Origin of the sequence: Stenotrophomonas forensis (genome assembly GCF_028752115.1) — a bacterium.
Taxonomy (GTDB): Bacteria; Pseudomonadota; Gammaproteobacteria; order Xanthomonadales; family Xanthomonadaceae; genus Stenotrophomonas; species Stenotrophomonas forensis.
Genome location: NZ_CP082270.1, coordinates 4,491,224 through 4,516,441 on the forward strand (window position 1 = coordinate 4,491,224; position 25,218 = coordinate 4,516,441).

Annotated in this window: 23 protein-coding genes; 14 read left to right on the forward strand and 9 right to left on the reverse strand. The window is 63.4% G+C overall.

Annotation, left to right across the window (positions count from 1 at the left end; all coding sequences use genetic code 11):
* The first annotated feature begins 130 nt into the window (after positions 1-130).
* Positions 131-985: a polyamine aminopropyltransferase gene (gene speE / locus K5L94_RS20580; RefSeq protein WP_008268330.1), complete on the forward strand. Its 855-nt coding sequence runs from the start codon at positions 131-133 to the stop codon at positions 983-985.
* A 132-nt stretch (positions 986-1,117) separates the two neighbouring features.
* Here the strand turns inward: speE and K5L94_RS20585 are convergent, their stop codons facing one another.
* Positions 1,118-2,023: an aspartyl/asparaginyl beta-hydroxylase domain-containing protein gene (locus K5L94_RS20585; protein WP_040009311.1), complete on the reverse strand. Its 906-nt coding sequence runs from the start codon at positions 2,021-2,023 to the stop codon at positions 1,118-1,120.
* 435 nt (positions 2,024-2,458) lie between these two features.
* Between K5L94_RS20585 and K5L94_RS20590 the strand changes: the two genes are divergently transcribed.
* A complete protein-coding gene (locus K5L94_RS20590) occupies positions 2,459-3,118 on the forward strand; it encodes an RIO1 family regulatory kinase/ATPase domain-containing protein (protein WP_274511269.1) in 660 nt (219 codons plus the stop codon).
* 145 nt (positions 3,119-3,263) lie between these two features.
* On the opposite strand, the gene K5L94_RS20595 is transcribed toward K5L94_RS20590, so the two are convergent.
* Entirely contained in the window at positions 3,264-3,602 is a 339-nt protein-coding gene (locus K5L94_RS20595) for a P-II family nitrogen regulator (RefSeq protein ID WP_005411374.1), read from the reverse strand.
* A 155-nt stretch (positions 3,603-3,757) separates the two neighbouring features.
* Between K5L94_RS20595 and ubiK the strand changes: the two genes are divergently transcribed.
* The gene (ubiK, locus tag K5L94_RS20600) at positions 3,758-4,009 is read left to right on the forward strand and encodes a ubiquinone biosynthesis accessory factor UbiK (RefSeq protein WP_049456468.1); all 252 of its coding nucleotides are present in this window, start codon (positions 3,758-3,760) and stop codon (positions 4,007-4,009) included.
* 126 nt (positions 4,010-4,135) lie between these two features.
* Positions 4,136-4,570 carry an NAD(+)--rifampin ADP-ribosyltransferase gene (arr, locus tag K5L94_RS20605; protein ID WP_274511270.1) on the forward strand — a complete coding sequence of 145 codons (435 nt, stop codon included), beginning with the start codon at positions 4,136-4,138 and terminating at the stop codon, positions 4,568-4,570.
* Between the two features lie 120 nt (positions 4,571-4,690).
* On the opposite strand, the gene K5L94_RS20610 is transcribed toward arr, so the two are convergent.
* A complete protein-coding gene (locus tag K5L94_RS20610) occupies positions 4,691-5,101 on the reverse strand; it encodes a CPCC family cysteine-rich protein (protein WP_337999988.1) in 411 nt (136 codons plus the stop codon).
* Positions 5,102-5,686: 585 nt separating this feature from the next.
* Between K5L94_RS20610 and K5L94_RS20615 the strand changes: the two genes are divergently transcribed.
* From K5L94_RS20615 to K5L94_RS20640, 6 genes are all read left to right on the forward strand, one after another.
* Positions 5,687-6,352 (forward strand): hypothetical protein, encoded by a 666-nt coding sequence (locus tag K5L94_RS20615; protein ID WP_187299782.1) that lies wholly within the window; start codon positions 5,687-5,689, stop codon positions 6,350-6,352.
* Between the two features lie 29 nt (positions 6,353-6,381).
* A complete protein-coding gene (locus K5L94_RS20620; protein ID WP_274511272.1) occupies positions 6,382-6,870 on the forward strand; it encodes a hypothetical protein in 489 nt (162 codons plus the stop codon).
* A 69-nt stretch (positions 6,871-6,939) separates the two neighbouring features.
* Positions 6,940-8,190 carry an HlyD family secretion protein gene (locus K5L94_RS20625; RefSeq protein ID WP_274511273.1) on the forward strand — a complete coding sequence of 417 codons (1,251 nt, stop codon included), beginning with the start codon at positions 6,940-6,942 and terminating at the stop codon, positions 8,188-8,190.
* 2 nt (positions 8,191-8,192) lie between these two features.
* Positions 8,193-10,343 carry a peptidase domain-containing ABC transporter gene (locus tag K5L94_RS20630; protein WP_274511274.1) on the forward strand — a complete coding sequence of 717 codons (2,151 nt, stop codon included), beginning with the start codon at positions 8,193-8,195 and terminating at the stop codon, positions 10,341-10,343.
* Between the two features lie 278 nt (positions 10,344-10,621).
* Positions 10,622-11,482 carry an OST-HTH/LOTUS domain-containing protein gene (locus tag K5L94_RS20635; protein ID WP_274511275.1) on the forward strand — a complete coding sequence of 287 codons (861 nt, stop codon included), beginning with the start codon at positions 10,622-10,624 and terminating at the stop codon, positions 11,480-11,482.
* Between the two features lie 467 nt (positions 11,483-11,949).
* Complete coding sequence (locus tag K5L94_RS20640) at positions 11,950-12,306, forward strand: hypothetical protein (RefSeq protein WP_274511276.1); 357 nt, start codon at positions 11,950-11,952, stop codon at positions 12,304-12,306.
* A gap of 123 nt (positions 12,307-12,429) precedes the next feature.
* Here K5L94_RS20640 and K5L94_RS20645 read toward each other — a convergent pair whose 3' ends face one another.
* Positions 12,430-13,635, reverse strand: coding sequence for a substrate-binding domain-containing protein (locus tag K5L94_RS20645; protein ID WP_425507572.1), 1,206 nt, complete (start codon positions 13,633-13,635; stop codon positions 12,430-12,432).
* A gap of 277 nt (positions 13,636-13,912) precedes the next feature.
* Here K5L94_RS20645 and K5L94_RS20650 point away from each other — a divergent pair, with 277 nt between their 5' ends.
* A complete protein-coding gene (locus K5L94_RS20650; RefSeq protein WP_274511277.1) occupies positions 13,913-15,412 on the forward strand; it encodes a YifB family Mg chelatase-like AAA ATPase in 1,500 nt (499 codons plus the stop codon).
* A gap of 189 nt (positions 15,413-15,601) precedes the next feature.
* Here the strand turns inward: K5L94_RS20650 and K5L94_RS20655 are convergent, their stop codons facing one another.
* Entirely contained in the window at positions 15,602-17,920 is a 2,319-nt protein-coding gene (locus K5L94_RS20655) for a TonB-dependent receptor (RefSeq protein ID WP_274511278.1), read from the reverse strand.
* Positions 17,921-18,255: 335 nt separating this feature from the next.
* Positions 18,256-19,089 (reverse strand): sugar-phosphatase, encoded by an 834-nt coding sequence (yidA, locus tag K5L94_RS20660; RefSeq protein WP_274511279.1) that lies wholly within the window; start codon positions 19,087-19,089, stop codon positions 18,256-18,258.
* 149 nt (positions 19,090-19,238) lie between these two features.
* Between yidA and K5L94_RS20665 the strand changes: the two genes are divergently transcribed.
* Positions 19,239-19,901, forward strand: coding sequence for an exopolysaccharide biosynthesis protein (locus tag K5L94_RS20665; RefSeq protein ID WP_164087597.1), 663 nt, complete (start codon positions 19,239-19,241; stop codon positions 19,899-19,901).
* A 138-nt stretch (positions 19,902-20,039) separates the two neighbouring features.
* On the opposite strand, the gene K5L94_RS20670 is transcribed toward K5L94_RS20665, so the two are convergent.
* The gene (locus K5L94_RS20670) at positions 20,040-21,350 is read right to left on the reverse strand and encodes a PQQ-dependent sugar dehydrogenase (protein WP_053451039.1); all 1,311 of its coding nucleotides are present in this window, start codon (positions 21,348-21,350) and stop codon (positions 20,040-20,042) included.
* Positions 21,343-21,783 (reverse strand): DUF2231 domain-containing protein, encoded by a 441-nt coding sequence (locus tag K5L94_RS20675; RefSeq protein WP_164241604.1) that lies wholly within the window; start codon positions 21,781-21,783, stop codon positions 21,343-21,345. Before K5L94_RS20675 ends, K5L94_RS20670 begins: the two co-directional genes overlap by 8 nt.
* A 310-nt stretch (positions 21,784-22,093) precedes the next feature.
* Here K5L94_RS20675 and K5L94_RS20680 point away from each other — a divergent pair, with 310 nt between their 5' ends.
* Both K5L94_RS20680 and K5L94_RS20685 read left to right on the forward strand, forming a co-directional pair.
* The gene (locus tag K5L94_RS20680; RefSeq protein ID WP_180878860.1) at positions 22,094-23,872 is read left to right on the forward strand and encodes a S8 family serine peptidase; all 1,779 of its coding nucleotides are present in this window, start codon (positions 22,094-22,096) and stop codon (positions 23,870-23,872) included.
* Positions 23,872-24,447: a hypothetical protein gene (locus tag K5L94_RS20685; RefSeq protein ID WP_053451042.1), complete on the forward strand. Its 576-nt coding sequence runs from the start codon at positions 23,872-23,874 to the stop codon at positions 24,445-24,447. Before K5L94_RS20680 ends, K5L94_RS20685 begins: the two co-directional genes overlap by 1 nt.
* 87 nt (positions 24,448-24,534) lie before the next feature.
* Here K5L94_RS20685 and K5L94_RS20690 read toward each other — a convergent pair whose 3' ends face one another.
* Complete coding sequence (locus K5L94_RS20690) at positions 24,535-25,215, reverse strand: SCO family protein (protein WP_053451043.1); 681 nt, start codon at positions 25,213-25,215, stop codon at positions 24,535-24,537.
* Between the last annotated feature and the right edge of the window lie 3 nt (positions 25,216-25,218).

Here is a 25,218-nt window from a genome sequence, read left to right on the forward strand (position 1 = left end):
CGTTATCATGCGCGCCCGCGCCCGTGACAGGTTCCAACCTGAACGGGCCGATCCGTCCGGATGTGGCATCTGTGCCACGCGGCCCCGCCCGCCAGCCCGGCTTCACCCCTCCGAACAGGACTGTTTTCCAATGACTGACAGCAACAACTGGTACATCGAACACTTCGAGCGCACCGGCTCGGCCATCGGCTATCGCATCACCGGCAAGCTGGACGAGGTGCAGTCGCCGTTCCAGAAGATCGAGATCTTCCAGACCACCGACTGGGGCAACCTGATGACCATCGACGGGGCCATCATGCTGACCAGCAAGGACAACTTCTTCTACCACGAGATGATCAGCCACCCGGTGCTGTTCACCCACGCCGCGCCCAAGCGCGTGGTGATCATCGGTGGCGGCGACTGCGGCACCCTGCGCGAAGTGCTCAAGCACAAGGGCGTGGAGAGCGTGACCCAGTGCGATATCGACGAGCAGGTCACGGTGATGGCGCGCAAGCACTTCCCGGAACTGTGCGATTCCAACGACGACGCCCGCGCCGAGCTGCTGTTCGACGACGGCGTGGCCTACATGGCCAACTGCCCGGCCGGCAGCGTGGACGTGGTGATCGTGGACTCGACCGATCCGGTCGGCCCGGGCGAAGGCCTGTTCAACAAGGCCTTCTACGAGAGCTGCTTCAAGGCCCTGAAGGACGACGGCATCCTGGTGCAGCAGTCCGAGTCGCCGCTGATGCAGCTGGACCTGATCAACGAAATGCGCACCGAGATGGGCAAGGCCGGCTTCGGCTCGTTCAAGACCCTGCCGTTCCCGCAGCCGTGCTACCCCACCGGCTGGTGGAGCGTGACCATGGCGCGCAAGGGCGACAGCAGCTTCGACTTCCGCCAGGCCGACTCGGCCGCCAAGACCTTCAACACCCTCTACTACACCGCCGCGCTGCACACCGGCGTGCTGGTGACCCCGCCGTTCGTGCAGGCGGCGCTGAAGGGTTGATCCAACAAAAAACCCGCGCTGGCAACAGCGCGGGTTTCTGCCTTCTGTAGAGTCGAGCCATGCTCGACTGCTCTTCTGCGGGGCTACTGCAATCTGACTGAAATGCAGTCGAGCATGGCTCGACTCTACAATTCAGAGCGCCCAGATACCGGCAATCACCGCCACCACCAGGCCCCACTTGATCAGCTGGTAGGCCACCACGCTGCGCTCGCGCAGTGCCTTGGCCTTCAGCCGCACCTTGTACACGCTGCCGAACGCCTTGTTGACGCCGCCGGTCGGGTCACCCGGCAGGTTCGGCGAGGCACCACCGGCCAGCAGCGTGGCCGCCACCGCGCGGTTGAACAGGCCCGGCAGGCCGAAGTGCAGCGGGCGGGCGATATCGCAGAACAGGATCACGCGGTCATCCGGCGTCTCGTTGTGCGCATGGTGGATGTAGGTCTCGTCGAACATCATCCACTCGCCATCGCGCCAGCTCTTCTTGATGCCGTCCACTTCGATGTAGCAGCCGTCGTTGTTGGGCGTGGCCAGGCCCAGGTGCAGGCGCAGCGAACCGGCGAACGGATCGCGGTGCGGGCGAAGTTCACTGCCCGACGGCAGCTGCGCGAACATCGCCGCGCGCACGTCCGGCAGCGACTCCAGCAACGCCGTGGTCTTCGGGCACATCGCCTTCGCCGACGGGTGCGACGGGCCGTACCACTTCAGGTAGAAGCGCTTCCAGCCACGACGGAAGAACGAGTTGAAGCCAGCGTCGTTGAACGTGCTGGAGGCGGCGATCTTCTGCGCATCGCGCAGCGCCAATGCCTCGTCGCGGATCATCTGCCAGTTCTGGCGCAGCGGCTCCAGCTGCGGGAACTCCTTGGCCGGGTCCAGGAACGGCGTGGTCGGCACCTTCGAGAACATGTACATGACCACGTTGATGGGGGCCATGAAACTGGAGTGGTCCAGCAACTGGCGCGACCAGCGCGCGCGGACCTTGCCACGGAAGTGGATGTACAGCACGCAGGCCACGAACAGCGCTGCAATGACGATTTTGATGATCAAAGCACTTTCCTCCAGCCGCGGCCGGAACGGGAAACGGGGCGATGCACGGCCTGGCGGCCAGCACCGGTGGGAAGCGCGGCAGGGGACGGGGACGTGCCGGAGGGGGCGGCCGCCGATGTCGCGGGTTAACAGCTTATGGTCGGCAGGCCGTGCGCCGGGGTCAAGCCGGGCGTGCGCCGCGTTCAGCTGAACGCGGTGGAAGGGGCCGAAAGAGCGCCCAACCTGTTGATGCATAAAGAACATCACACAAAGTGAGACAGAAATGTCCGATTTGATGTGACGAACTGTTCCAGCCACGCCCCCGACATTTCTCCGACAAATCGTCGATTAGCGAACTGGCGAGTACTAAAATTAACGAAAGCTTAGTAACTTCCTGTAACACCGGTTCGCTTGACGCTTTGCGCCACCCACCGGGTCGACCGAGACCCCGACATGTATCTCCCTGCACTGCCCCCCTCCTCCTGCGGCGATGACGCCGCGGCGCCGCTGCTGCTCAAGCGCGGCAAACGCTTCCTCGCCCCCGACGTCTACCGCACCTGCCTGGACGGGCGCGAAGCGGTCATCAAGGACTACTCCCGCTACCGCGGCACCCCGGTTTCACTGATCGCCCGGCTGATGGTTCGCCGTGAAGCGCGCATGCTGCAGCGCCTCGGCGGCTGGAAACACGCCCCGGCCCTGCTTGGCACCCTCGGTGGCCTGGCACTGGGCATGGAATTCATTCCCGGCCAGACCCTCAGCACCGCCCAGGCCGTCGGCAACGACGTGTTCGAGCAGCTGCAGCACGCGCTCAGCCGCCTGCACGCGGCCGGCATCACCCACAACGACCTGCATGGCACCAACGTGGTGGTCAGCGGCGGCGTGCCCGTGCTGCTGGACTTCACCTCGGCCTGGAGCGTACCCCGCTGGCTGCGCCGCGGCCCGCTGAGCCGGCAGATGCGCCGCAGCGACATGAAGAACCTGCTGAAGATCCGCCAGCGCGTGACCGGCCAGGCGCCGAGTGCCGCGCAGGCCGCGCTGGTGGCCGACCCGGGCTGGGTAGCGGCGGTGCGTCAGGGCTGGAAGCGGTTCTACAGGTGGGCCAAGCGCCCCTGAATGCTTTTCTTTGGTAGGGGTCGAGCTTGCTCGACCGCTCTACCGCTCTTTGTAGAGTCGAGCTTGCTCGACTGCTCTGCGCTTCAGTCGAGCAAGCTCGACTCTACAAAAGCCGCTTTACAGCCCGAATACGCACAAAACCAGGTTACAACGCGTCCGCGTCCAACTCACCGGTACGAATACGCACCACGCTGCCCAGGTCGTAGACAAACACCTTGCCGTCACCAATCTTGCCGGTGCCGGCAGCTTTCACGATGGCCTCAACCACCGCCTCCACCTGGTCGTCGGTCACCGCCACTTCCAGCTTCACCTTCGGCAGGAAATCGACCACGTACTCCGCACCACGGTACAGCTCGGTATGGCCCTTCTGGCGCCCAAAGCCTTTCACTTCCGTCACCGTGATCCCGGTAACCCCACGCTCGGCCAGCGCTTCGCGCACGTCGTCGAGCTTGAACGGCTTGATCACCGCCATGACCATCTTCATCGTCTATCTCCTGTCTTCCGGCGTGGAGGATAGCGCCTGAACGCGGCCCGTGCGAAGCCGCTGCGGCCTGTCCGGGCAGTGGGTGCCGGCAGTATCCTTGTGCCGATTGGCCTGCCCGCGCCGGATGCACGGGCCCCCCCCCCACGGAGCACCCCATGATCGACCTGAACCACATCGATGACCTCGCCCGTCGCCTCAGCGACCTGGTGCCGCCGGGCCTGCGCGAATCGCGCGAGGAACTGCAGGCCACCTTCAAGAGCGCACTGCAGGCCGGCCTGGCCAAGCTCGACCTGGTCACCCGCGAGGAGTTCGAAGTGCAGCGCGCCGTACTTCTGAAGACACGCGAGAAGCTGGATGCGCTGGAAACGGCCGTGCGCGAGCTGGAAGGGCGCGGCGCCGCAGAATGAAAAAAGGAGGCGCACCGCGCCTCCCACTTACAGAGTATTTCGCGGATGGGGCCTTGCCGCAAGGCCCACCGGGCGCCCTAGACTCGCCGGCCTGTCGATCCGACAGGACAGCGAGGGGCAGTGCCGATGGCGCAGGACACCGAATGGACACCCATTTCGCATGACACCTGCGACCAGGTCGCCGGGCCGTTCTATCACGGCACCCGCGCTGACCTGGCGGTGGGCGAACTGCTGAGCGCGGGCTTCCGCTCCAACTATCGCGACAGTGTGGTGATGAACCACATCTACTTCACCACGATTGCCAAGGGCGCTGGGCTGGCTGCGGAGATGGCCCGGGGCGAGGGGCGGCCGCGCGTGTATGTGGTGGAGCCGACCGGGCCGTTTGAAGACGACCCGAATGTGACCAACAAGAAGTTTCCCGGGAACCCGACGCGTTCGTATCGGAGTGCGCAGCCGTTGCGGATTGTGGGGGAGATTGTGGAGTGGGAGCTCTACGACGCGGAGTTCGTTCGGCAGTTGAGGGCGTTTGTTGCTTCGGGGAGTGGGGAAATCATCAACTGATGGAAGGAGAGACCCGTGCTTTGGCTGACGGAAGATCAATGCAGCAGGTCGTCGAACGATGTCCGCTTTCGGCCAGTAGCGGACATGCGTAAACGTCATGAGATGAACCGCAAAGTGGCCTTAGATCGAGAGAACGCCCAAGCTCGACCAGTAAGCCTCCCCCTCGTGCGAGACAGCCTTGCTGTGCCAGTGTTTGCCTCCCCTCAAGGCTTCGTAGCGCCCAATTTCCGCGCTGGACAAGGGGCGCCAGCTGGTTCCGCGGCGAAAGCCGCTTGCAACCTGGACGCCAAGAGGGAACCTGGAAACAACATTCTGCTGGGCTTGCGCCAGAGACTCGCCGTTGGCTCCGCCGGCGGATGTTGGGTTGGCAAGCTGCACTCCGTCATCCTCCCAGTCGCAGATCGGACATATGGCAAATGATCCGTAGCAGTCCTCCAGGGTCAGGAAGCCACATGATGGACAAGGCAGATCGATCATTGAGACCCAAGAACACCAGGTAGTTGAACCACTGGACCTTCGGGTGTCGCCCATGTCTGAAGGAGGCGAACGTCCGCTTCGGTTCGAGAGCGGACTCTAGCATTCTTGATTGCGTTGTCTGGCGCCGGCAGGTCCGCTTCCGGCCAGAAGCAGACGCCGCCTTCAGAACGATCAGTCCTTCTTCATCCGGCGTAGGTGAGGGCATAACCGCTACCGATGCGCTGGATGCGAGCAAACCCCAGCTCCCCCAAAGCGCATGCCGGCCACGATCAACCGATCTGCACTGACCATATGGCGTTGGTGGGCGCGACGACTTGCGACAGATGTTGAATCTGCGTGATCGAACCCGCGGCCAGTCGAGCATCGATGCCGCCACGAGAGCTTCCCTCGCCGACTCCGGCCGACACGCGTCGTCACTGCAACCTTGCCATCACGGGGCCTAGCTTGACGCATCTGCAAAGCAACACAGGACTTTGCCGACCTTGGCACATCGATTATTCGACGAACTTTTACACTCGCCGAGCTGTCCGAGTCGCACCTTCAGAAGGACCGAAGGCCCGAGCTCGCAGGGAGCCGCCAATCTCAACACCGGCTGGCCATCGCTCCCCCGGGCATTCAACCAACCTTTGAGATACAAACATGCGTCCGCTTAGCAAGGAAGAAGAAGCAAGCGTTTCCGGAGGTCGTACCTACAAAACTCCGGCAGGCAACACAGTCAAGTTCAATGCCAGCCTTTCCGACGCTCAGGCAGCGACACTGGGACAGATCGTGGACTATGGGAAAGCGCACAACATGCTGGCTCCAGAGATTCGAATGGCAGTCAACCAGGCGTTTTATGAAAGTTCCCTGGGTTCGATGACCAGCAATCCTACCAACTCCAACGTTCAAGGCCTGTACCAGTACGACGCTAGTACTTGGGACTATCTGGGTCATGGAGCGCTCGATCGATCGAGCACGAACGATCAGATCGCAGCGATGTACGACGACATTCGCAACTTCGAATCTCGATGGGCTGCGGGCCGCCAAGCCGGAACGATTCCGACTACCCTTCTGATCGACGACTACGTGGAGATCAAGCACCATCTCGGGCCCAACAGCACGCAATGGTCGTCTCCGGTTGTTTCCGACTACAACGGCAAGGTTACGGTGCTCGGCTTCACCAGCGTTTCCGCCGGAACAACGGCACCGCCTGATGGAAGTACGGGGGGCGCCGGCAGTGGTGGCCACTCTGGAGGAGGTGGCGGGGGTTCAAGCGGCGGCACCGGCGGTACGGTCATCGTTGGCCCTCCGCAGCGTCAGCCTTGAGCCCACTCAGAAGTCACAGGAGAAATTCCATGAAAGCCAAGCTAGCCACTTGCGTACTCGCAGGGGTGCTGATGTCGACCGGCGCCTCAGCTGCGGAGTGTGGAAGCGCGGTAGCGGAGTACGTTTACTCCGGCAACCCTGCACTGCACGCTCGAATCCAGCCGCTAGCAATGCCTGGAACAGGGAACACACTTGGAGTCACTCTGGAAGACCGATCCCGGGGCTTCAAGGCTTGGTTCATCGCCGACAAGGGCAGCGGTTCGTACTCGTCCCTTATCTACGTAGATGACTTTACGCAGCCGTCATGGCACCAGCCCGATCCGGATGCTCCCCGGGCCATTCGGGACATGCCCATCTTCGGTTGGGATCAGTCCCTGCATGTGAATGAAGATCTAAGGAACCTCAAGAGTGCCCCGCAGTTTCTATTTGTTCCGGACCTCGCGGAAGTCGTGTCACATGGCATTGAGCAGCCGTTCCCCCTGACTCAAGGCATCTTCAATCGAATCAGCTGTCGCTAGGCTTTAAGGGAGGGGGGCGACCTCCCTCCCTCTAACCGGCACTGCCATCACGCCCAGCAGAACTGATCAATGGAACTGTTTCGCAAGGAAGCCGAGACTGCTCATGCAGACCAGTTTGGCGCCGTCATCGTTTCAACGCCAAAGGCTCACTTCGCAGCTGGTGTTAGCGCCACTGCACTGTGCTTGGCCGCACTCGTTCTCTCATTCCATGCCCACTATGCTCGCCGGGAACAGGTATCTGGTCATCTAGTTACTGATACGGGCGAGAGCCGGATTCTAGCGCGTCGATCTGCAACCGTCTCAGAGGTGTACGTCAGAGAGCACCAACACGTTCGAAAGGGAGATCCGATCCTGCGGCTATCCAGCGAAATGCACACCCGCGGGGGTGCCGTGCATGCCAGAGTCGAGGAGGACATTGAGAATCAAATCACCTCGGTCCACGCGAGCGTCGCAGCTACCGAGGCAGCGCTGATCAGTGAGCAGCATCAGTTGAGGGAGCGCGTCAAATCTCTTCTCGCCCAGGCATCGGATCTTCGTCAGCAGATTGGCTATCAGCAGCAGGCCGCTGAGCAGAAGCAGCGGACACTGACGAAGCTGCGTCCGCTTTTGAAGGATGGATTTGTGGCTGAGTATCAAGTCCAGGACCTCGAAAGTGCGCTTCTGGATACCCGGGCGCAGACATCAGGCCTGCATCGGCAGCTTGAAGATATCTCTCAACAGCAACGCGAAACAAGCCGCAAGTTGACGAGTCTGGAGATCGATTCGGAACTCAAGTTGAACGATCTTCGGCGAGAGCAAGCGAGATTACGCACCAGCCTCGCCCAGGATCAGAGCGAGCTTGAGCTGGTGGTGAGGGCTCAATCAGACGCGCTAGTCAGCTCCGTTCTTGTTCAGCCAGAGAACTATGTTGAGCCTGGGCAACCTATTGCCTCTCTCATTCCGACACCTACGACGCTGAAAGCGGAAATTTTCATTCCCAGCACGGCAATCGGCTTTGTTCATCGAGGCACCAAGGTTGCCATGCACTATGCGGCATTCCCCTATCAGAAATATGGGGTTCAATACGGGGTTGTCGAACAGGTTTCCGAAACCCCGACTCAACCTGCACAGCTGTCAGCCCTGCTTGGCCAGCAGCCGCCAGTCCAGCCAATGTACAGAGCCATCGCGTCGTTGGAAAGGCAGCAGATCGTGACTGATGGCCAGCAGCGAGCGCTGGTTCCCGGGATGCAGTTGGAAGCTGCGCTTCTGTTGGAGGATCGCTCAATCATCGCTTGGCTACTTGAGCCGATCACCGCATTTCGAGCGTCTATACAGGACTGATCATGCAAGTCGCCAACTCCACAGCAGTCAGCCCAAAACCCGGCGATCTATTGCGTCAATGGATGAAGCGTCCGGTCAAGATCTTCTACCAGAGTGAAGCCAACGAGTGCGGCCTGGCCTGCTTGGCCATGATACTTGATCACCATGGCCATCGGCTTTCTCTGGAACAGCTCAGGGCATTCGCCGGATCCTATCCGCAAGGAATGTCGGTATCTGATATCAGCGATGTTGCGGAGCGGAAAGGCCTTGTGGCGCGCCCTCTTCGGGCTGAGCCAGATGAACTGGATCAGCTCGTACTGCCCGCAGTTCTGCATTGGAACATGGACCACTTCGTTGTCCTGGAAAAGGTGAAGGCGAGGAAAGTCGTGATTCTGGATCCATCCCAAGGCCGCATGGAGATCTCCTGGGCGGCGCTTGGCCGGCACTTCACAGGGGTGGCAATCGAGCTCTTGAAGGGACCCGATCTCAAGAAGGCTCAAGCGCGCAGTAGTCTTCGTCTGAGGTCACTCATTGGGCCGATCTCTGGTCTCCGACCAGCGCTGGTCAACCTGGGGCTTCTTTCAGTTGCGTTGGAACTCATGGCGCTCGCTTCACCCCAAGGCTTCCAGATAGTCATCGACCGTGTACTCGCCGATGGGGACCGTGCCCTTCTTCCGGTTGTCATAGTGGGACTGAGCCTTCTCGCCCTTCTTCAGCTGCTGCTGGGTTGGCTGCGGTCCTGGGCAATTGTTTGGCTGAGCAGCCAGATCAATATTGGATGGAGCTCGGGCGTGTTCGCTAGGCTGCTGCGCCTACCTACCCAGTACTTCCAAAGTCGCAGCCTGGGTGACATAACATCGCGATTCACGTCACTAAACACAATACAGCAGGCCATAAGCACGCAGTTGGTCGCTGGGATACTAGATGGTGTCATGGCCCTTGCAACAGGAGCCATGCTGTTTGTCTACAGCCCACTTCTAGGCGCATTTACAAGCCTCACAGCGCTGGCTTATGTAGGCGTCAGGGCCATCTACGTGAAGCGACTGCAACACGCAACGGTTTCCTCCTTGACCGAGGACGCGCGCCGGCAGTCCATGCTGCTTGAATCCATCCGCGGTGCGCAGACTTTGAAGCTTTTCGGGAAGACTGGCTGGCAATCGTCCCGCTTTGCGAACCGAAGCGCAGCAGCAATCGCAGCATCCATTGCCGTTCAGCGTACGAGCTTGTCCTACGCATCCTGGGGTGGCGTCCTGCTGTCTGTAGGTAGGCTTGGTGCTCTCGCAATCGGCGCATCACTGGTGATGGAGGGACGGTTCACTGCCGGGATGCTGATTGCGTACGCCTCGTACTCAGAGCAGTTCATCTCGCGTCTGAGTGCGCTTTCCGAGTACGCAATCCAACTCGCGTTGCTCGGTTCACATGCGGAAAGAGTTGCTGACATTGCTCTTGCACCCGTTGAGAAGGAGCCCGCTGCACCTTTGAGCGCGCGCGTTCAACCCGTTGAGGTTGAGCTCCGCAACGTCTGCTTCAGATATGCAGACAATCAGCCATGGGTGTTGAACAACGCCAGCGCCATTATCCCAGCGGGCCAGATGACTGCTATCACCGGTGCGTCGGGTACAGGCAAGAGCACGATCGCCAAGCTCCTTGTCGGACTGCTGACCGTCAACAGTGGGGAAATCCTATTGAATGGCATTCCTTTGAGCCATCTTGGTCCGACCCAGGCCCGGCGCATGTTTGGATGCGTCATGCAGGATGACGCGCTTTTCCACGGGAGTCTGGCTGAGAACATCGCCCTGTTCCAGGAAGGGGCTCCGCAGCAGCAGATCGAGCACTCAGCCCAAGCCGCTTGCATTCACGATGACATTTCAAGAATGCCGATGGGCTATCGAACATCGGTTGGTGACATGGGATCGACCTTGTCAGGAGGACAGCGCCAGCGAATCATGCTGGCCCGGGCCCTCTACCAACAGCCCCAAGCCCTCCTTCTAGACGAAGCGACCAGCCATCTGGATGCAGAAACTGAGCAGAGTATCAATGCTCACCTCAGGCAGATGTCACTCACTGTCATTCAGATTGCACATCGATTCGAGACAATAGATGCTGCGGATTGTCTGCTGCGTGTGCATCCAGATGGGTCCGTCAGCCGAAGGGCAAAGGCGGCCGCCTACTGAGATTCGGGGCTGGTACTCGTGCGTACACAGTCGCGGTACAGTGTGGCAATCCCTCTAGCCCTACGTTCGCTTCGGCCAAGAGCTGACATCCGCCCTTCTCTGTCAACGAGAAGGATCAGCGGACCATCGCTGGATCCGGCGCCGCCGAGAGCGAATGGCTGGGTGCTCCACTCACGCCTAGAAGTGAAGCGGACAACAGCCTCGGCCGGCTCGCGGCCCGGCCTGCGCTTCTCTCCGCCGAAGCGGTACAGTTGGCCAGACCCATGCTCAGATTTGCCATGTCCCTAATCGACCCGAATGACATTGTCGGTGCGCAGCACGAAGTGCAACGGCTTATCGGTCGTTGCATTCTTCGGCTTCAACAGTGCGAGCAACTGATGAAGTCCATGCTGGCCTTTCAGAAGTTGTCCGGCACACCGGAAACGCTCCCAAAGAGTTTGAACAACCGCAGGACTGAGCTCAGCGGTAGCACCATGGGCGCTTTGGTGGGTCGCCTGACTACCGAATGCATGCTGAAGGAAGGCGGCGAAGTTCCCGACGTCCCATCAGGTCTCGACCATGATTCAAGCCTTTTTGGCCTGCACATAGGGATCAATCTGCCAGGGGAATCCCATGCGGCCCTGCGAACGGATCTGCGCGCGCTGGTGAACCTCAGGAATACGCTCGTTCACCACTTCTTCGAGCAGTACGACATCCGGACTATCGATGAATGCGTCAAGGCCCAGGATGCGCTCAGGCACGCTTGCACCGACATCGATCGACAATTTGAACAACTGCGTACGCTCGCCGCAGATATGGCGCAGGGCATGACAGCCTTTGCTGAACTGATGCAGAGCCCAGAGTTCCATGACTTTCTGGTCAACGGCATCGCGCCTGATGGGCAGATCCATTGGCCGATCGCCGGCATTGTCAGTGCGCTGAGACAGGCTTTCCGAGAACGGGCGATCGACGGTTGGGTGAATCTGGACACAGCCGCTCTGTGGATGGCAGAGCATCATCCGGAACAAACCCCCAGGAAGTATGGCTGCGCCCGATGGCGCCACGTCATCCATGAATCCCGTCAGTTCGAGCTGCGCAACTTCGCGCACAACGGCCAACGTGGGGCGTGGTTTCGCGAGCGGCCTGAGTCGACAGGCTGACCAGCTCTGCTGGCGGTGGCCGCCATACGCTGTCGCCTACCAAATGCTGTCGCATTTGCCGCGCCTTGCATCTCTGACGGAAGGTTCTGACGACTCCGTTCCAGAAGTTCCGTCTCCCAAGCACGCCAAGGCTCTCGCCCCTTTTCGCGCTATGCGACAATGCCAAAAACGTCTCGGGTTTTGGCGGCATTGGCCCCCACCCCTTGGCAATCCTCCCAACAGCAGGTAATCGTTACCCCGCCACCGTGCATCGGTGGTCGGGCCTCGAAAACCCGTCGTTGGGAAGTAGTTTGCGCTTGCCAGCCGGCATCACCCTGCGTGGTGCCGGCTGGCAATCCGTCTGCCAGCTATGGCGGGCGGGGCGTGGGGGTCTTGTACCCGCCGGTTCCCAACATCCGGTTTTCGAGCCATGCCCCGTCCGCCACCCTTATCGGTGGCGGCTTCTGCCTACATGCACGGAGCCTGACATGACCAAGCCGCACTCCCCTCCCCCTCGCCCCATCCAGCAGCCGCCATCACCCGGCCCTGCCCTGGACCCCACCAGCCTCATCGCCGTCCTGCACGCCATTGGCGCGGGCGCTGCGGCCGACGGCCAACCCTGGCCCGAGCGCCATCAGCTGCGCAGCCGGCAGATCGCACTGTCCGACGCCGACTGCGCAGCGACCGGCCAACGCATCGTGCAGGAGATCCTGCTGGCGGCCGAACGCACGCGCCAGAACGGTGAGCCCGAGCAGTACGTGGGCGACCGGGTGATGGAGGGGCTGGTGATGGCCGATATTGCACTTACTGCTTTCATCCACGAGCGGATGCGGCCCAGAGAGTGAGTGCGCGACGGATCGAGCGCCCAACTGCCAGGCCTCGTCCATCTGTTTGGGTAACGCATGCCGCGGAACAGCAAGTGCCGACCTCGCCGCCGGCACTTGCGCCTTCCACGTCCCGCACGCTCACTAGAGCGGACGCCCGATGCCGTTGCAGACCGCCGGATTGTTCAGGCCAGCCGCGTTGCCAGCCAGTGCGAAGCGCGTGCGAATCGCATTTCGCCAACTGTTGGGCAACGGGTAGAAGCCGTGGCTTCGAACGGCAACATCGTTTCGACCCTGCTCAACCCCTCCGACCTGGGCACTTCCATAGTGCGTGAGCAGGAAACTGCGCAGGCTGTTGCCGACCATCCGGTTCTGGTAGCACTGGCCGATGATCAGGTTCGTGAGCCCAACGATGGGATAACCCGCCGAGGGGTTGCCGAACACAGGCACCCAGTTGGCTGGATCATTGGCGGCCGCTCCGGTCGGCGGCGAGACGGTTTCGATGGTCGCCTGCAGGCTGACTTCGGCAGGCGAGTATCCCTTCACGGTTGCAACCTTGGTCGCATCGTTGAGGTTTGCAACGACATCCGGCCCGGTATAGCCAATGCGACCATCTCCAACCAGGACGGCGTTGTAGAGCGCAACATCCCCCGGCCCTGGTGCAGCCATGAAGTTGGACGGTACCGTGTTGCCAACGAACAGGTTGGCGAACGTGGGCTGCACCGAAAACGAAGGCACCAGACCCCAGCCACTGGATTTCAGTGTTGTGCCCGAGACGTCGCTCGCTTGGCAGGCGGCGGTGAGGAAACGGGTGAGGATCTCGCTGCTGCCGCTGCTCTCCGCCCGATAGATGACCGTGATCTGCCCCGTCCGACCTCCAGCCGACAGTTGATCCCAGCGGGTGATCCTGCCGGAGAACACTCCGCAGAGCTGGGAAACCGTCAGGTCCAGCACGCCACCAGGCTTGTTGAACGGAACAATGATGGGAGCCAGCGCAACGGGGATCTGTATCAGCGGCCCATAGGCGTTGCCGGACCCGTAGGAATTGTAGGTGCTGTTGTACGCCGCCAGTTCGGTGCTGGTCAGCACCGCGTCACTGCCTGCGTAATGGACCGTTCCGGTCGTCTGCAGCAGCGCGGGCTCATTGTTGAGGAACGCACGCTTCCCATTGCCGGAACCCAGCACGACATAGCTGAATTCTGCCGGCAGGATGTTGTCCGTCGCTCCCTTGTACAGGGACGCGGGCATTGAGGCGCCTCCTCCCTGCACCAGGGCCTGCGCAGATGCCGAATCAACAGGGGCGAGTGCGGCGGCCACGATCAAGGCCACCAGAGTCTTTGGCACGTACATGTGCATCTCCTGAGAGGTTTGCTTCGTCATTGAAGGGCAAACGAGGCATCTGCTGATTGCGCGCGATCGCCAGGAGCCTCCTTCCATGGCGTCAGGTAGATCCTGGTCTGAAAGAATGACAGAGGCTTTAATAAACCTGTGGAGGAACCGGATGGCGAGCGACCACTCTCGAAAGCCGGCTGCCGGAATCCTCCTAGCCGCTTTGCCAGCATTCCCCGATAGCTCCCTGCGAAGTGCCTGCCGCACCATCGAGCGTCCCCTCCGCAGGAAACCACACATGAGCCTGGCGCTGGTCCATAGCCGCGCCCGCGCCGGGGTCGATGCCCCGCTGGTGCGGGTGGAAGTGCATCTCTCCGGTGGCCTGCCCGCCACCCAGATTGTCGGCCTGGCCGAGACCAGCGTGCGCGAATCACGCGAACGCGTGCGTGCGGCACTGCTCTGCGCACGCTTCGACTTTCCACAACGGCGCATCACCTTGAACCTTGCACCCGCCGATCTGCCCAAGGAGGGTGGCCGCTACGATCTGGCGATTGCGCTGGGCATCCTTGCGGCCAGTGGCCAGGTCGATCCGCAGGCGCTGCTTCAGTACGAGTTCCTGGGCGAGCTGGGCCTGACCGGCGAGCTGCGGCCGGTGGCCGGTGCGCTGCCCGCGGCGATTGCGGCCGCTGAAGCCGGGCGCATCCTGGTGGTACCACCGGGCAATGCCGCCGAGGCTGCGTTGGCCCAGCATGCCGAGGTGCGCGTAGCCCGCACGCTACTGGAGTGCTGCGCCGGATTGGGCAATCCACGCCTGCTGCCACCGGTAGAGCGTGTGGACACCACGCCCCTGCCGCTGCCCGATCTGGCCGACGTGCGCGGGCAGGCGCATGCACGGCGCGCACTGGAAGTGGCCGCAGCCGGAGGGCATCATCTGCTGCTGATCGGCAGCCCTGGCTGCGGCAAGACGCTGTTGGCCTCGCGTCTGCCCAGTCTGTTGCCGGAGACCGAGGAAGCCGAAGCACTGCAGCTGGCCGCGATCGCCTCGGTGAGTGGTGAAGGGCTGGACCCACGCCGCTGGCGGCAGCGGCCGTTTCGGGCACCGCACCACAGTGCGAGTGCAGCGGCGCTGGTAGGTGGCGGCAACCCACCCTGCCCCGGCGAGATTTCGCTGGCGCATCATGGGGTGCTGTTCCTGGATGAGCTTCCGGAATGGAACCGCAGCGCACTGGAGACTCTGCGTGAGCCGTTGGAATCCGGGCATATCCGTATCGCGCGCGCGGCGCGTAGCGTGCAGTACCCCGCACGCTTCCAACTGGTGGCCGCGATGAACCCCTGCCCGTGTGGCTGGGCCGGTGACCGCAGCAACCGCTGCCTGTGCACGGATGAGCGCATCACCCGCTATCGCGCGCGCGTGTCAGGGCCGCTGCTGGACCGCATCGACCTGCATATCAGTGTGGCCAGGATGGACGCTGTAGAGCTGCGGGAGAGCACGCCGCTGGGGGAACCCAGCGCATCGGTGCGTGAGCGGGTGGAAGCCGCGCATGCCCGGCAACAGGCGCGTGGCGGGCTGAATGCCCATCTGCCACCGGCGGCACTGCGGGCGTGCACGAGACTGAGCGAAGCCGATCAGGATGTGCTGGAGCAGGCCATCGAGCGCCTGCAGCTTTCGGCACGGGCGATGCATCGAATCCTGCGGGTGGCGCGCACGATTGCGGATCTGGCGGGTTGTGAAGCGATCCAGACCGCGCATCTGGCTGAAGCAATCGGGTACCGGCAGTTGGATCGGGGAAAGCCCTAGAAACTCCGTTGGGATCGGGCGTTGGTAGAGTCGACTGTTAGTCGACTCGCGGTTTTCTGCCGGGTGAATGCGCAGAGCAGTCGACTGGCAGTCGACTCTACCAAGAACAGGTCATGGCAGCTCGGCGGGTTATGGGAGTCAGATCCCTTTGCGGTGCAAAGGGATCTGACCCCCACACTCCTTGTTGCCTCAGAACGTCATCGAGGTACTGAACATCAGCTGCCGGGGCGCGCTGCGCTGCAGGGTCTGGTAATCCCCCGAGAACGACGAGCCGGCGATGGTGGCGGTACCGATGTTGTGGCGGTTGAACAGGTTGCTCACGTCCAGCCGCAGCTCCAGTCCCGGCACCACGCTGTCCGCACCGAAGCGGTAGGCGGCATAGGTGTTGACCTGCCAGAAGGTCGGCACGCGGATGTCGTTCTCGTAGGTGAAAGGCTGGCGCAGGTACGAGGTGCTGGTTGCACCGAAACGCCAGTCGCCGAAGTGTGCGGAAAGATCGCTCACCAGCGAGATCTGCGGGTAGCCCGGCTGCGCATTGCCCTTGATCGGGTACACCGTGTCGCCCACCACGAAATCGCTTTCGTAGTACGAACGCGCCACGGCCACGCCCTGGTAGAACTGCAGGTGGTCGGTCAGGTCGGCGGTGATGCCGAGGTCAGCGCCGATCACGTGCATCTTCGGCATCAGCCGCACGGTGTTGATCTGCGCGAACTGGGTGCCGATGGCGGCCGACAGCAGGCGGTTGCGGATGTCGTTGTAGAACACATCGCCGGTAATCGTCAGCCGGTCGAAACGATGCGAGGCACCGAGGGTCAGGTTCCAGTTCTTCTCCGGGCGCAGCGTGCCCGCTACGCGGTCGAACTCTTCCTGGTCGGTGATCGTCCACGCCGAGGCGGTGTAGCCGATGTTGCCGCGCTGGGCCACGCGGTAGCCGTTCATGGTGTTGGCCAGATCGATGAAGGCATCGGTGGATTCGGTCGGGCTCCAGAACAGCGAGACATGCGGCAGGAAGTTGCTCTTCGCGCGCAGCGTGCCGTTCACCGGCCGGTCCTTGGCATCACCCAGGCCGCCACCGCTGGTGCGGAAGTCCACGGCCTTGAAGCCGACACCCAGCTTCAGCGTGTCGTTCAACACGATGTCGTCCTGCAGGTAAAACTGGCGCGAGCGGGTTACCCAGCTCGATGCGTTGTCGGTCTTGAACGCCGGGCCATACACATCGAACGGACCGGTGGCCTTCAGCGGCGGGCCCTCGCCCAGCAGCGGCTGCTGGTACCACTCGGTCTTGGCCGCGGCCTTGCTCTTCTCCTGCCAGACGCCAGCAGTGAAGGTGTGCGCACCGGCCTCGAACTGCAGGTTGAGCATGCCGCCCAGCCGATTCACGCGCGGCGTCTGCACCTGTTCGGAGAACGGTGCACCGTTCGGCGATGGCACGGTCGGGTCGGTGAGCGTGGCCTGGGTGTGGCTGTTGGCGTTGTACAGCTGCACGTTGCCACTCAGCGCCGGGGTGATCTGGAACCGGTGATTGATCGAGGACACGCGGTCGCGGGTGGTCTGGCCGGTGTCGTACGGGATCAGTTCGGACAGCTCACCGCAGGTGTAGGCGCCACAGGATTTGTCTGCGTTTTCCGGCGAAGCCACGTACCACGCCCACGCATAATCTGGATAGAAGATATCGGCCTTCCAGCCCAGCTTGCGGATCATGTCGAAGGAGATGTTGTTGTAGCCCCAGACCTTGGCCTTGCTGTCGGACAGGAACACGGTGAAGTCACCCCAGGCCACGTCCTGCCGCAGCTTCAGATCGCCGCGCAGGAAGTTCTGGGTGCCCTCGCCCTGGTACTTGTCGGCCGACACGCGTTGCAGGTCGACCAACACTTTCGGGCCGTGCTCGCCGAGCTGGCCGCTCTGCCCGGACACAGTGGTGACCACTGTGCTGTTGCTGCCCACGCCCTGCTTCACACGCAGGCTGGGTGTTTCCTGCAGCTCGCGCAGGCGGTATTCCAGGCTGCCGCCATTGACGCTGCTGGAGAACACACTGACCGGTGCGCCACCGGGGCTGACCGTGATCGCGCCGATGCCATCGGGCACGCCCACATTCACCACGCTGGTGCCGGTGAGCGAGAGGAAGCCGTTGTCGTTCAGCGGCACGCCTTCGAAGGTGATGCCCATTTCATTCATGCGGAAGCCGCGCACGAACAGGCTGGTGGCCGAGATGTCCAGGCCCAGGCCGTCGGTGGCGGTGTAGCTGGCGCCAGGTACCTGCTTCAGCATGGCCAGGCCGTTGCTGCCGGTGACCATGGCGTCGAGGTCTTCGGCCTTGATGATGTAGCGGTTGGGGCCGACCACCTGGGTGGGCGCAACGGCCGCACCGCGCGGCGTGGCGATGACCTGCAGGGCGTTCAAGGTGGTGGGCGTGTCGTGCGCGGTGTCGGCCGATTCGGCGGCATACGCAGGTGCGGTGATGGCCGCGATGATGGCCAGTGCGAGGCGCGTCGTGGGTGGGGTGTTCATGGGCAGATCCAGGTGCAGGGAGAGAGCGGCGCAGGCGCACGCCCAGCGCGTTGCAGCACCGGTGTGTCGGTGCCCTGGCTGGCGATGCGATTGCGTTGAGGAAAGACGGCGCAGCGCGCGCCGGTCAGCAAACGAAAGCGATCATCTGCCGTGGGATTCGGTGGGGTGATTTCGACGTGCGAAATTCTTGCATCGCACTGCCGCATCCGCCATTGCGCCTTGGTACAGCGGCAATGGCGGTGGGGATGGGTGGGTTATACGTGGGTATAGGTCGGTGCGTGCCCTTCATGTGTGCCAACCAAGGTTGGCACCTACCAGGGCGGATGGCCGCGCGGTTACTGCAGGACGAAACGCTCGATCGCGCGCGCGACGCCTTCGTCGGCGTTGCTGGTGGTTTCAAACCGCGCCACGGCCTTCACCGCATCGATGGCGTTGCCCATCGCCACGCTGGTGCCGGCGTACTGCAGCATGGTCAGGTCGTTCTCCTGGTCACCTATGGCCATCACGTTGGCGCGGTCGATGCCCAGGTGCTCGGCCAGCTTCTGCAGGCTTGGCCCCTTGCCGGCGCGATGGTCGAACACTTCCAGGAAGAACGGCGCGCTCTTCAGCACCGCGAAGCGCTCGGTCAGTTCGGTGGGCAGGCGCGCGATGGCGGCATCCAGCACGTCGGGCGCATCGATCATCATCAGCTTGATGAAGGACATGGACGGGTCCATGTCGGCCACGCGGCGGTACGACAGCGGCATCCGCGAAAGATGCGAGTCGGCCACGGTGTAGTAGCTGATGTCCTGGTTGGGCGTGTACATGCGCTGGCTGTCCAGCGCCTGGAAGTGCACGCCGAGTTCGCGGGCCACCTGCTCGCAGAACAGGAAGTCGTCGAAGCTGAGCGGATACTCGACCACGGTTTCGCGCGTGCCGATGCGCTGCACCAGCCCACCATTGCAGGCGATGCAGTAGTCATCGTCGCCGTCGATGCCCAGCTCCTGCAGGAACGGCGCCAGGCCGGGAACCGGGCGGCCGCTGGTCAGCACGATGTGCACGCCCAGCGCGCGCGCCTGCGCGATGGCCTGCCTGGCCCGGGCGGTGAGCTGGTGGGCTGGATCCAGCAGGGTGCCATCCATGTCGATGGCGACCAGTTCGATGGTCGATTGCCTGCGGCCCATGTCCATTGCGTTCAACTCGTGCGGGGCACGCCAGTTTACCCCCTCATGCCCGGTTCACCTCTTTGCCCACGTTGGCCGGGATACTGCAGGACCCTGTGCGTCCCCCACCGCAGGACGGCCCGCTGACCGCCCTTCCCTGGAGAACCTTGCGACGCATGACCTACCGTGCCCCCGAAACCAACGACAGCGCGCCGCTGGCCCAGCAGATCGAGCAGATGATCGACGAGCTGCCCGGCGAACAGGTCAGCGTCGGCACCCTGCTCAGCGCGCTGGGCGATGAGGGCCTGCTGCTGATCGTGATCCTGCTCTCGGCCATCTTCATCATTCCAGTGTCGATTCCCGGGCTGAGTACGGTGTTTGGCGCCTCGATCCTGCTGATCGGCCTGAGCCGGGTGCGCAACCGCCCGTTGTGGGTGCCGCAGAAGCTGGCGCGCCGCGAGATCGCCACCGACAAGCTGAAGGCCAACCTGGGCCGAGCGCTGAAGTGGGTGCACCGCATGGAGCGGTTGTCGCGGCCGATGCGGCTGGCGGTGATGGTGCGCTCGAAGAAGATGATGCGCCTGAACAACCTGATGCTGGTGTTCGCGACCCTGCTGCTGATGGCGCCGGCCGGGCCGATTCCGTTCAGCAACACGCTGCCGGCGCTGGCGCTGATGTCGTTTGCGATCGGCTTCATCCAGCGTGATGGCGCGGCGGTGGCGGCCGGCTACGCCTTCGTGGTGGCCACGGTGGTGTACTTCGGCGTGCTGCTGGGTGGCGTGGGGTTTGCTGCCGAATCGGTGTTCAGCGGGTTGCGCAGCGGGCCGTCGGAACTGTAGAGCCGAGCCCATGCTCGGCTGATTCCGGCTTTTTGTAGAGTCGAGCCATGCTCGACTGCACCTTCCAACAGCAGTCGAGCAAGCTCGACTCTACAAGGGCCAGATCCAAAGCAGTCGAGCAAGCTCGACTCTACAAGGCTACTTGGCCGACACCCGCCACACGACGTCGCCCACGTCGTCGGCCACCAGGAGTGCGCCCTCGGCATCCATCGCCATGCCCACCGGTGCGCCCATCAGCGTCTTCTCGTCCTTGGAGGTGAAGCCACCGACCACGGTCTGCGGCCGCCCGGTCGGCTTGCCGTCCTTGAACGGCACGTACACCACTTCGTAGCCGCTCAGCGGCGAGCGGTCCCAGCTGCCGTGCTCGCCGATGAAGGCGCCGCCGTGGTACTGCGCCGGCAGCGCCTGCCCGGTGTAGAACAGCAGCCCCAGCGGTGCCACGTGCGAGCCGATGGCGTAGTCGGGCACGATCGCCTTGGCCACCAGGTCCGGCCGCTGCGGCTGCACGCGCTCATCCACATGCTGGCCGTAGTAGCTGTAGGGCCAGCCGTAGAAGCCATCTTCCTTCACCGAGGTCAGGTAATCGGGCACCAGGTCGGCGCCGATCTCGTCGCGCTCGTTGGCCACCGCCCACAGCTTGCCGGTACTCGGCTCCCAGTCCAGGCCGGTCGGGTTGCGGATGCCCGATGCAAAGATGCGGCTGCCACGGGTGGCCACGTCCACTTCCAGCACCACCGCGCGGCGGTATTCCACGGCCAGGCCGTTCTCGGTGATGTTGCTGTTGGAGCCCACGCCCACGTACAGCTTGCTGCCGTCACGGCTGGCCAGCAGTTCCTTGGTCCAGTGGTGGTTGATGGTGCTGGGCAGGTCGGTGAACTCGCGGCCCTTGTCGGACATGCGGGTTTCGCCCGGCACGTAGTGGTACTGCATGATGTTGCCGGTGTTGGCCACGTACAGCGTGTCACCGATCAGCTGGATGCCGAACGGCGAATGCAGGCCCTCGATGTAGACGTGCTGGGTCCAGGTGGTGGTTCCCGGCGTGCGGCGCAGCAGGGTGACCCGGTTGCCGCCCTTGCCGGCCTTGCCCGAACGGGCCTTCACCTTGCCGGCAATCCACTGCTTGGGCGTGGTGACCGGCTCTTCGCCGGGGCCGTTGCCTTCCACCACCAGCACGTCGCCATTGGGCAGGGTCAGCAGGCGCCGCGGGTGCATCAGGTTGGCGGCGATGCGCTCGATCTTCAGGCCGTCGGCCACCGTCGGTGACTGGCCTTCGGCCCAGCCGACGCCCTTGGGCACCTGCATTGGCGGCATCAGGAAGTTCTTCGGCGCCGGCAGCGGCGGCTTCGTGCCGGACTGGTCGGCGGGGTGGTACTCGGCCTTGCCTGCACAGGCCGACAGGGTGACGGCCAGTGCCAGGGCGGCCACGGTGGGCAGGATGTGCTTAGCCATGACGGCCTCCCTGCAGCACCGGCGGCTGCAATGACAGCAGGATCAGGCCCAGTGCGATCAGGGCCACGGTCAGCGCCGACAGGATCGTGCCCGGCACCGCGACGGCATAGGCATCACGGCTGTGCACGAAGGCGTTCCAGATCGCCAGCAGCACGGCCACCAGGTTGAGGAAGAAGTCGATGCGGTCGATGCGGGTGGCCGTGCCGTTGCGGCGCCAGACTGCGAACAGGTTGATCAGCCGCGGAAGGATGGCGATCAGCAGGCCGAAGGTGATCAGCCAGGCGGCGGCCTTGCCCCACATCACCTCGGCGCTGTTGAGATAGATCGCGTCGAAGATCAGGGCGCCGACGAAGAAGCCGAACGGTATCGGGTTCAACAGGCTGAACAGCGTAGTGCCTGGGCCGCGATGGGCCTGGGCGAGGGGGTTGACCATCTGGGTGCTCCGGTACGGATGTGTGCGAGGGCCGTAGTAGCACAGGCGGATGTGAGGGCGCGCGATGACGTCGGGTAGATCCTCGCCATGCGTGGGTGCGGGTGCCAGCCAGGGTTGGCATCCCCCAGATGCGAGCCAACGCCGTCGTCATTACCGGCGGGCATAAGTGTTTGTGACGGAATTGGCACATCCGCAGATTGCTGCTGTGAAGAGGTAGGGGGTTCTTCGTTGTCTCGCGTTTGGCTCGTTGCGATGGGGCAGTTCCGCCCCGCCGTCCTGCCATGCCGATTCACAACAGAAGGATTCGTGTATGAAGCGACACACGCAACGCTCCGCGCCACCGCGCTCCGCGCGGCTGGCCCTTGCCACTGCCCTGGTGCTGGGCAGCCTGGCCGTCACCGCACAGGCCCAGCAGGCCGATCCGCTGGCGGGCATCCAGTGGCACCTGCGCAATACCGGGCAGACGGTACCGGCCGACACGCTGCCGGTAGCCGGCAACGATCTGAACGTGGATGGCCTGTACCGCAACGGCATCCGCGGCCAGGGCGTCACCATCGCCATCGTCGATGACGGCCTGCAGATCGCGCATCCGGACCTGGCCGCCAACGTGGCGGCCGTGGCCGGCAAGAACTTCGCCAATGGTTCGAACAATCCCAGCCCGTCCAATCCGGACGCCGACAACCACGGCACCATGGTCGGTGGCATCGCCGGCGCGGTGGGCGCCAACAACCTGGGCGTGCGTGGTGTGGCTCCGGCGGCAACGCTGAAGGGCTTCAACCCCATTTCGCGCTCCGCCCAGGGCAACCAGCAGAGCAACATCGAGTACGCCTGGTGGGATGGCGCGGAATCGGCCGACGTGCAGGTGTTCAACAACAGCTGGGGCGCCGGCCCGGGCAATCCGAACCTGCCGTTGGCGTACAGCGAGAACACGATACGTTCGTATGAGCAGGCGCTGTCGGGTACGCGCGGTGGCCGCGGCGGCATCTACGTGAAGTCGGCCGGCAACAACTTCAACAACGGGTACTGGCAGGACAACCTCGGCAACACCTTCGATGTCTGCACCAATGACACCAAGAACCGCAACACCGGCTGCGTGCCGGCTGGCCGCGATCCGCGCAACAACCTGTTCAACGTGATCACCGTTGCCGCCGTGCGCGCCGATGGCGTGCGCTCGTCGTACTCCTCCACCGGCTCGGCCCTGTGGGTCTCGGCCTTTGGCGGTGAGTACGGCCTGCAGGCCCAGTACGCACCGGGCCTGGTGGCACGCGCGTACGACCCGGCCATCGTCACCACCGACGTGACCGGGTGCGCGCAGGGCAGCAACAAGAACACCAACCGCGAGAACACGCTGGACAGCAACCAGTCGGCCATCGACAGCACCTGCAACTACACCGCCAAGATGAACGGCACGTCAGCGTCGGCACCGATGGTATCGGGCGTGGCTGCGCTGGTGCTGGAAGCCAATCCGAACCTGTCCTATCGCGATGTGAAGTACATCCTGGCCACCACCGCCACCCGCAACCACCCGAACCAGCCGGCGGTGACACTGGCCGACGGGCGCACGCTGGTGCCGGGCTGGACGGTGAACGCTGCCAACCGTGCCTACAGCAACTGGTATGGCTTCGGCGTGGTCAATGCTGCGCGTGCAGTAGAGGTCGCCGAGAACTTCCAGTCGCTGGGACCGCTGGTCGACAGCGGCTGGCGCACCACCACGCGCACCGTGGCCATCGGCAACACCTCGGCTGCCGCGGCACGCCTGACCTTCCAGCTGGCCAACGGCGCGCGCAACATCGAAAGCGTGCAGCTCGGCTTCCGGGTCAACCACCGCAATACGCGCCAGCTGCAGTTCGTGCTGGTTTCGCCCAGCGGCACCCGCAGCGTGGTGCAACCGGCGTTCACCGCGATCGGTTCGGGCACGGGGAACGCGCAGAGCAATTTCACCAGCTGGGACCTGCTGTCCAGCAATGCCTTCCTGGATGAGAATGCCACCGGCACCTGGACGCTGGAAGTGACCGACATGGGGCAGGCCGCGACTGCTGCATCGCGTGGCAACCTCGAATCCTTCAAGATCCGCGTTCTGGGGCACTGATGATGAAAAAGACCATTCTGTTGAGCACGCTCGCCTTCGCGGCGATGACCTCCCCTGCCTGGGCACAGAGCTCGGGGCAGACACCTCCGGCCAGGACCCCGTCAACCGTGGATGCGCAGGAACTGAAGGCGTCCGCTACCGGCCGCTCGTTCGATGTGGGTGGCACGCGTTTCCAGCTGTCTCCCACGACCACGGTGAAGCAGGTCAGCGGCGGTCGGTTCACGATCACCTCGCAGGCGGCGGCCACCAGCACGCGTACCAAGCGTTCGCTGGACGGCGCAGCGGCCGCGCCTGCCGATGCCGGCGCCGGCAAGTTCGCCGCGGCGGTATCCCACGACGGAGCGCCGGTGGTGGCGACGTCGCGGGTCAAGGTGTTCTTCACCGATGCAGCCGCTGCCCAGCGCGCAGCAAGCGCCACGGGCGGCAGCGTGGTGAAGGTGTCGAAGGCGTCGGGCCAGGCCATCGTGGAGTACCCGTCGGTGAACGCGGCGCTGGATGCGACCACCAAGCTGCTGTCCACCGCCGGCATCCGCGCCACCGAGCCGGACGTGGTGCAGTGGGAAGAAACCAAGTAAGGCGTTGAGTGGTGCCCCCGGCCGGTTGGCTCTCCTGGCCGGCCGGGGGATCAGGAGTGTGCCAACCAAGGTTGGCACCCACCAGCGTCAGCGGGCGGCGAGTGTGCCGTTGTGGGTCAGGCTGCAGCTGGCCAGCGGGTCGCTGCCGGCCGCCGGGTGGGCCGGCTCGAGCAGCAGGCGCTGCACGTCGGAGAACAGCTTCTCCACCGGCATGCCATACGGGGCGAACAGCCGCAGCCGGCCCTGGCGATCGAACACGTAGCCACCGGCAATGTGGCTCATCGTGTAGGTCTGCGGAATCGGGCCGGGTTCCTTTTCATAGAACGCCTTGAAGTCGCTGGCCATGGCGGCCAACTGTGCCTCGTTGCCGACCAGCGCCACCGCCTTGCGGTCGAACGCTTCCACATAGGTGCGGGCGACCTCGGGCGTATCACGTGCCGGATCGACGCTGACGAACACCACCTGCAGCTGGTCGGCGTCCTTGCCCATCAGGTGCTTGACCTGGCTCAACTCGACCATCGTGGTTGGGCACACGTCCGGGCAGCTGGTGAAGCCGAAGAACAGGTAGGTCACCTGCCCCTGCAGATCCGCCGGGCCACGCACGGTTCCGTGGCTGTCGGGCATCGACCAGTGCTGGCCGAGTTCTTCGCAGGCGATGTCCTTGGAGTAGAAGTCCATGCGCGACTGCGCGCTGCAGCCGGCCAGCAGTCCGAGCAGCAGGCCTGCGGCCAGGCGCAGGCCACGATGGGGGAACGCAATGCCTTTCACGGT

Bases quoted from the DNA above. Each gene is read 5' to 3' on its own strand.
- K5L94_RS20670 (WP_053451039.1), bottom strand. From the start codon at position 21,350: ATGGCTAAGCACATCCTGCCCACCGTGGCCGCCCTGGCACTGGCCGTC.
- K5L94_RS20680 (WP_180878860.1), top strand. From the start codon at position 22,094: ATGAAGCGACACACGCAACGCTCCGCGCCACCGCGCTCCGCGCGGCTG.
- K5L94_RS20590 (WP_274511269.1), top strand. From the start codon at position 2,459: ATGTATCTCCCTGCACTGCCCCCCTCCTCCTGCGGCGATGACGCCGCG.
- K5L94_RS20645 (WP_425507572.1), bottom strand. From the start codon at position 13,635: ATGTACGTGCCAAAGACTCTGGTGGCCTTGATCGTGGCCGCCGCACTC.
- speE (WP_008268330.1), top strand. From the start codon at position 131: ATGACTGACAGCAACAACTGGTACATCGAACACTTCGAGCGCACCGGC.
- K5L94_RS20595 (WP_005411374.1), bottom strand. From the start codon at position 3,602: ATGAAGATGGTCATGGCGGTGATCAAGCCGTTCAAGCTCGACGACGTG.
- K5L94_RS20675 (WP_164241604.1), bottom strand. From the start codon at position 21,783: ATGGTCAACCCCCTCGCCCAGGCCCATCGCGGCCCAGGCACTACGCTG.
- K5L94_RS20640 (WP_274511276.1), top strand. From the start codon at position 11,950: ATGACCAAGCCGCACTCCCCTCCCCCTCGCCCCATCCAGCAGCCGCCA.
- K5L94_RS20650 (WP_274511277.1), top strand. From the start codon at position 13,913: ATGAGCCTGGCGCTGGTCCATAGCCGCGCCCGCGCCGGGGTCGATGCC.
- K5L94_RS20655 (WP_274511278.1), bottom strand. From the start codon at position 17,920: ATGAACACCCCACCCACGACGCGCCTCGCACTGGCCATCATCGCGGCC.
- K5L94_RS20610 (WP_337999988.1), bottom strand. From the start codon at position 5,101: ATGGGCGACACCCGAAGGTCCAGTGGTTCAACTACCTGGTGTTCTTGG.
- ubiK (WP_049456468.1), top strand. From the start codon at position 3,758: ATGATCGACCTGAACCACATCGATGACCTCGCCCGTCGCCTCAGCGAC.
- K5L94_RS20630 (WP_274511274.1), top strand. From the start codon at position 8,193: ATGCAAGTCGCCAACTCCACAGCAGTCAGCCCAAAACCCGGCGATCTA.
- K5L94_RS20625 (WP_274511273.1), top strand. From the start codon at position 6,940: ATGGAACTGTTTCGCAAGGAAGCCGAGACTGCTCATGCAGACCAGTTT.
- arr (WP_274511270.1), top strand. From the start codon at position 4,136: ATGGCGCAGGACACCGAATGGACACCCATTTCGCATGACACCTGCGAC.
- K5L94_RS20635 (WP_274511275.1), top strand. From the start codon at position 10,622: ATGTCCCTAATCGACCCGAATGACATTGTCGGTGCGCAGCACGAAGTG.
- K5L94_RS20685 (WP_053451042.1), top strand. From the start codon at position 23,872: ATGATGAAAAAGACCATTCTGTTGAGCACGCTCGCCTTCGCGGCGATG.
- K5L94_RS20620 (WP_274511272.1), top strand. From the start codon at position 6,382: ATGAAAGCCAAGCTAGCCACTTGCGTACTCGCAGGGGTGCTGATGTCG.
- K5L94_RS20665 (WP_164087597.1), top strand. From the start codon at position 19,239: ATGACCTACCGTGCCCCCGAAACCAACGACAGCGCGCCGCTGGCCCAG.
- K5L94_RS20615 (WP_187299782.1), top strand. From the start codon at position 5,687: ATGCGTCCGCTTAGCAAGGAAGAAGAAGCAAGCGTTTCCGGAGGTCGT.
- yidA (WP_274511279.1), bottom strand. From the start codon at position 19,089: ATGGACATGGGCCGCAGGCAATCGACCATCGAACTGGTCGCCATCGAC.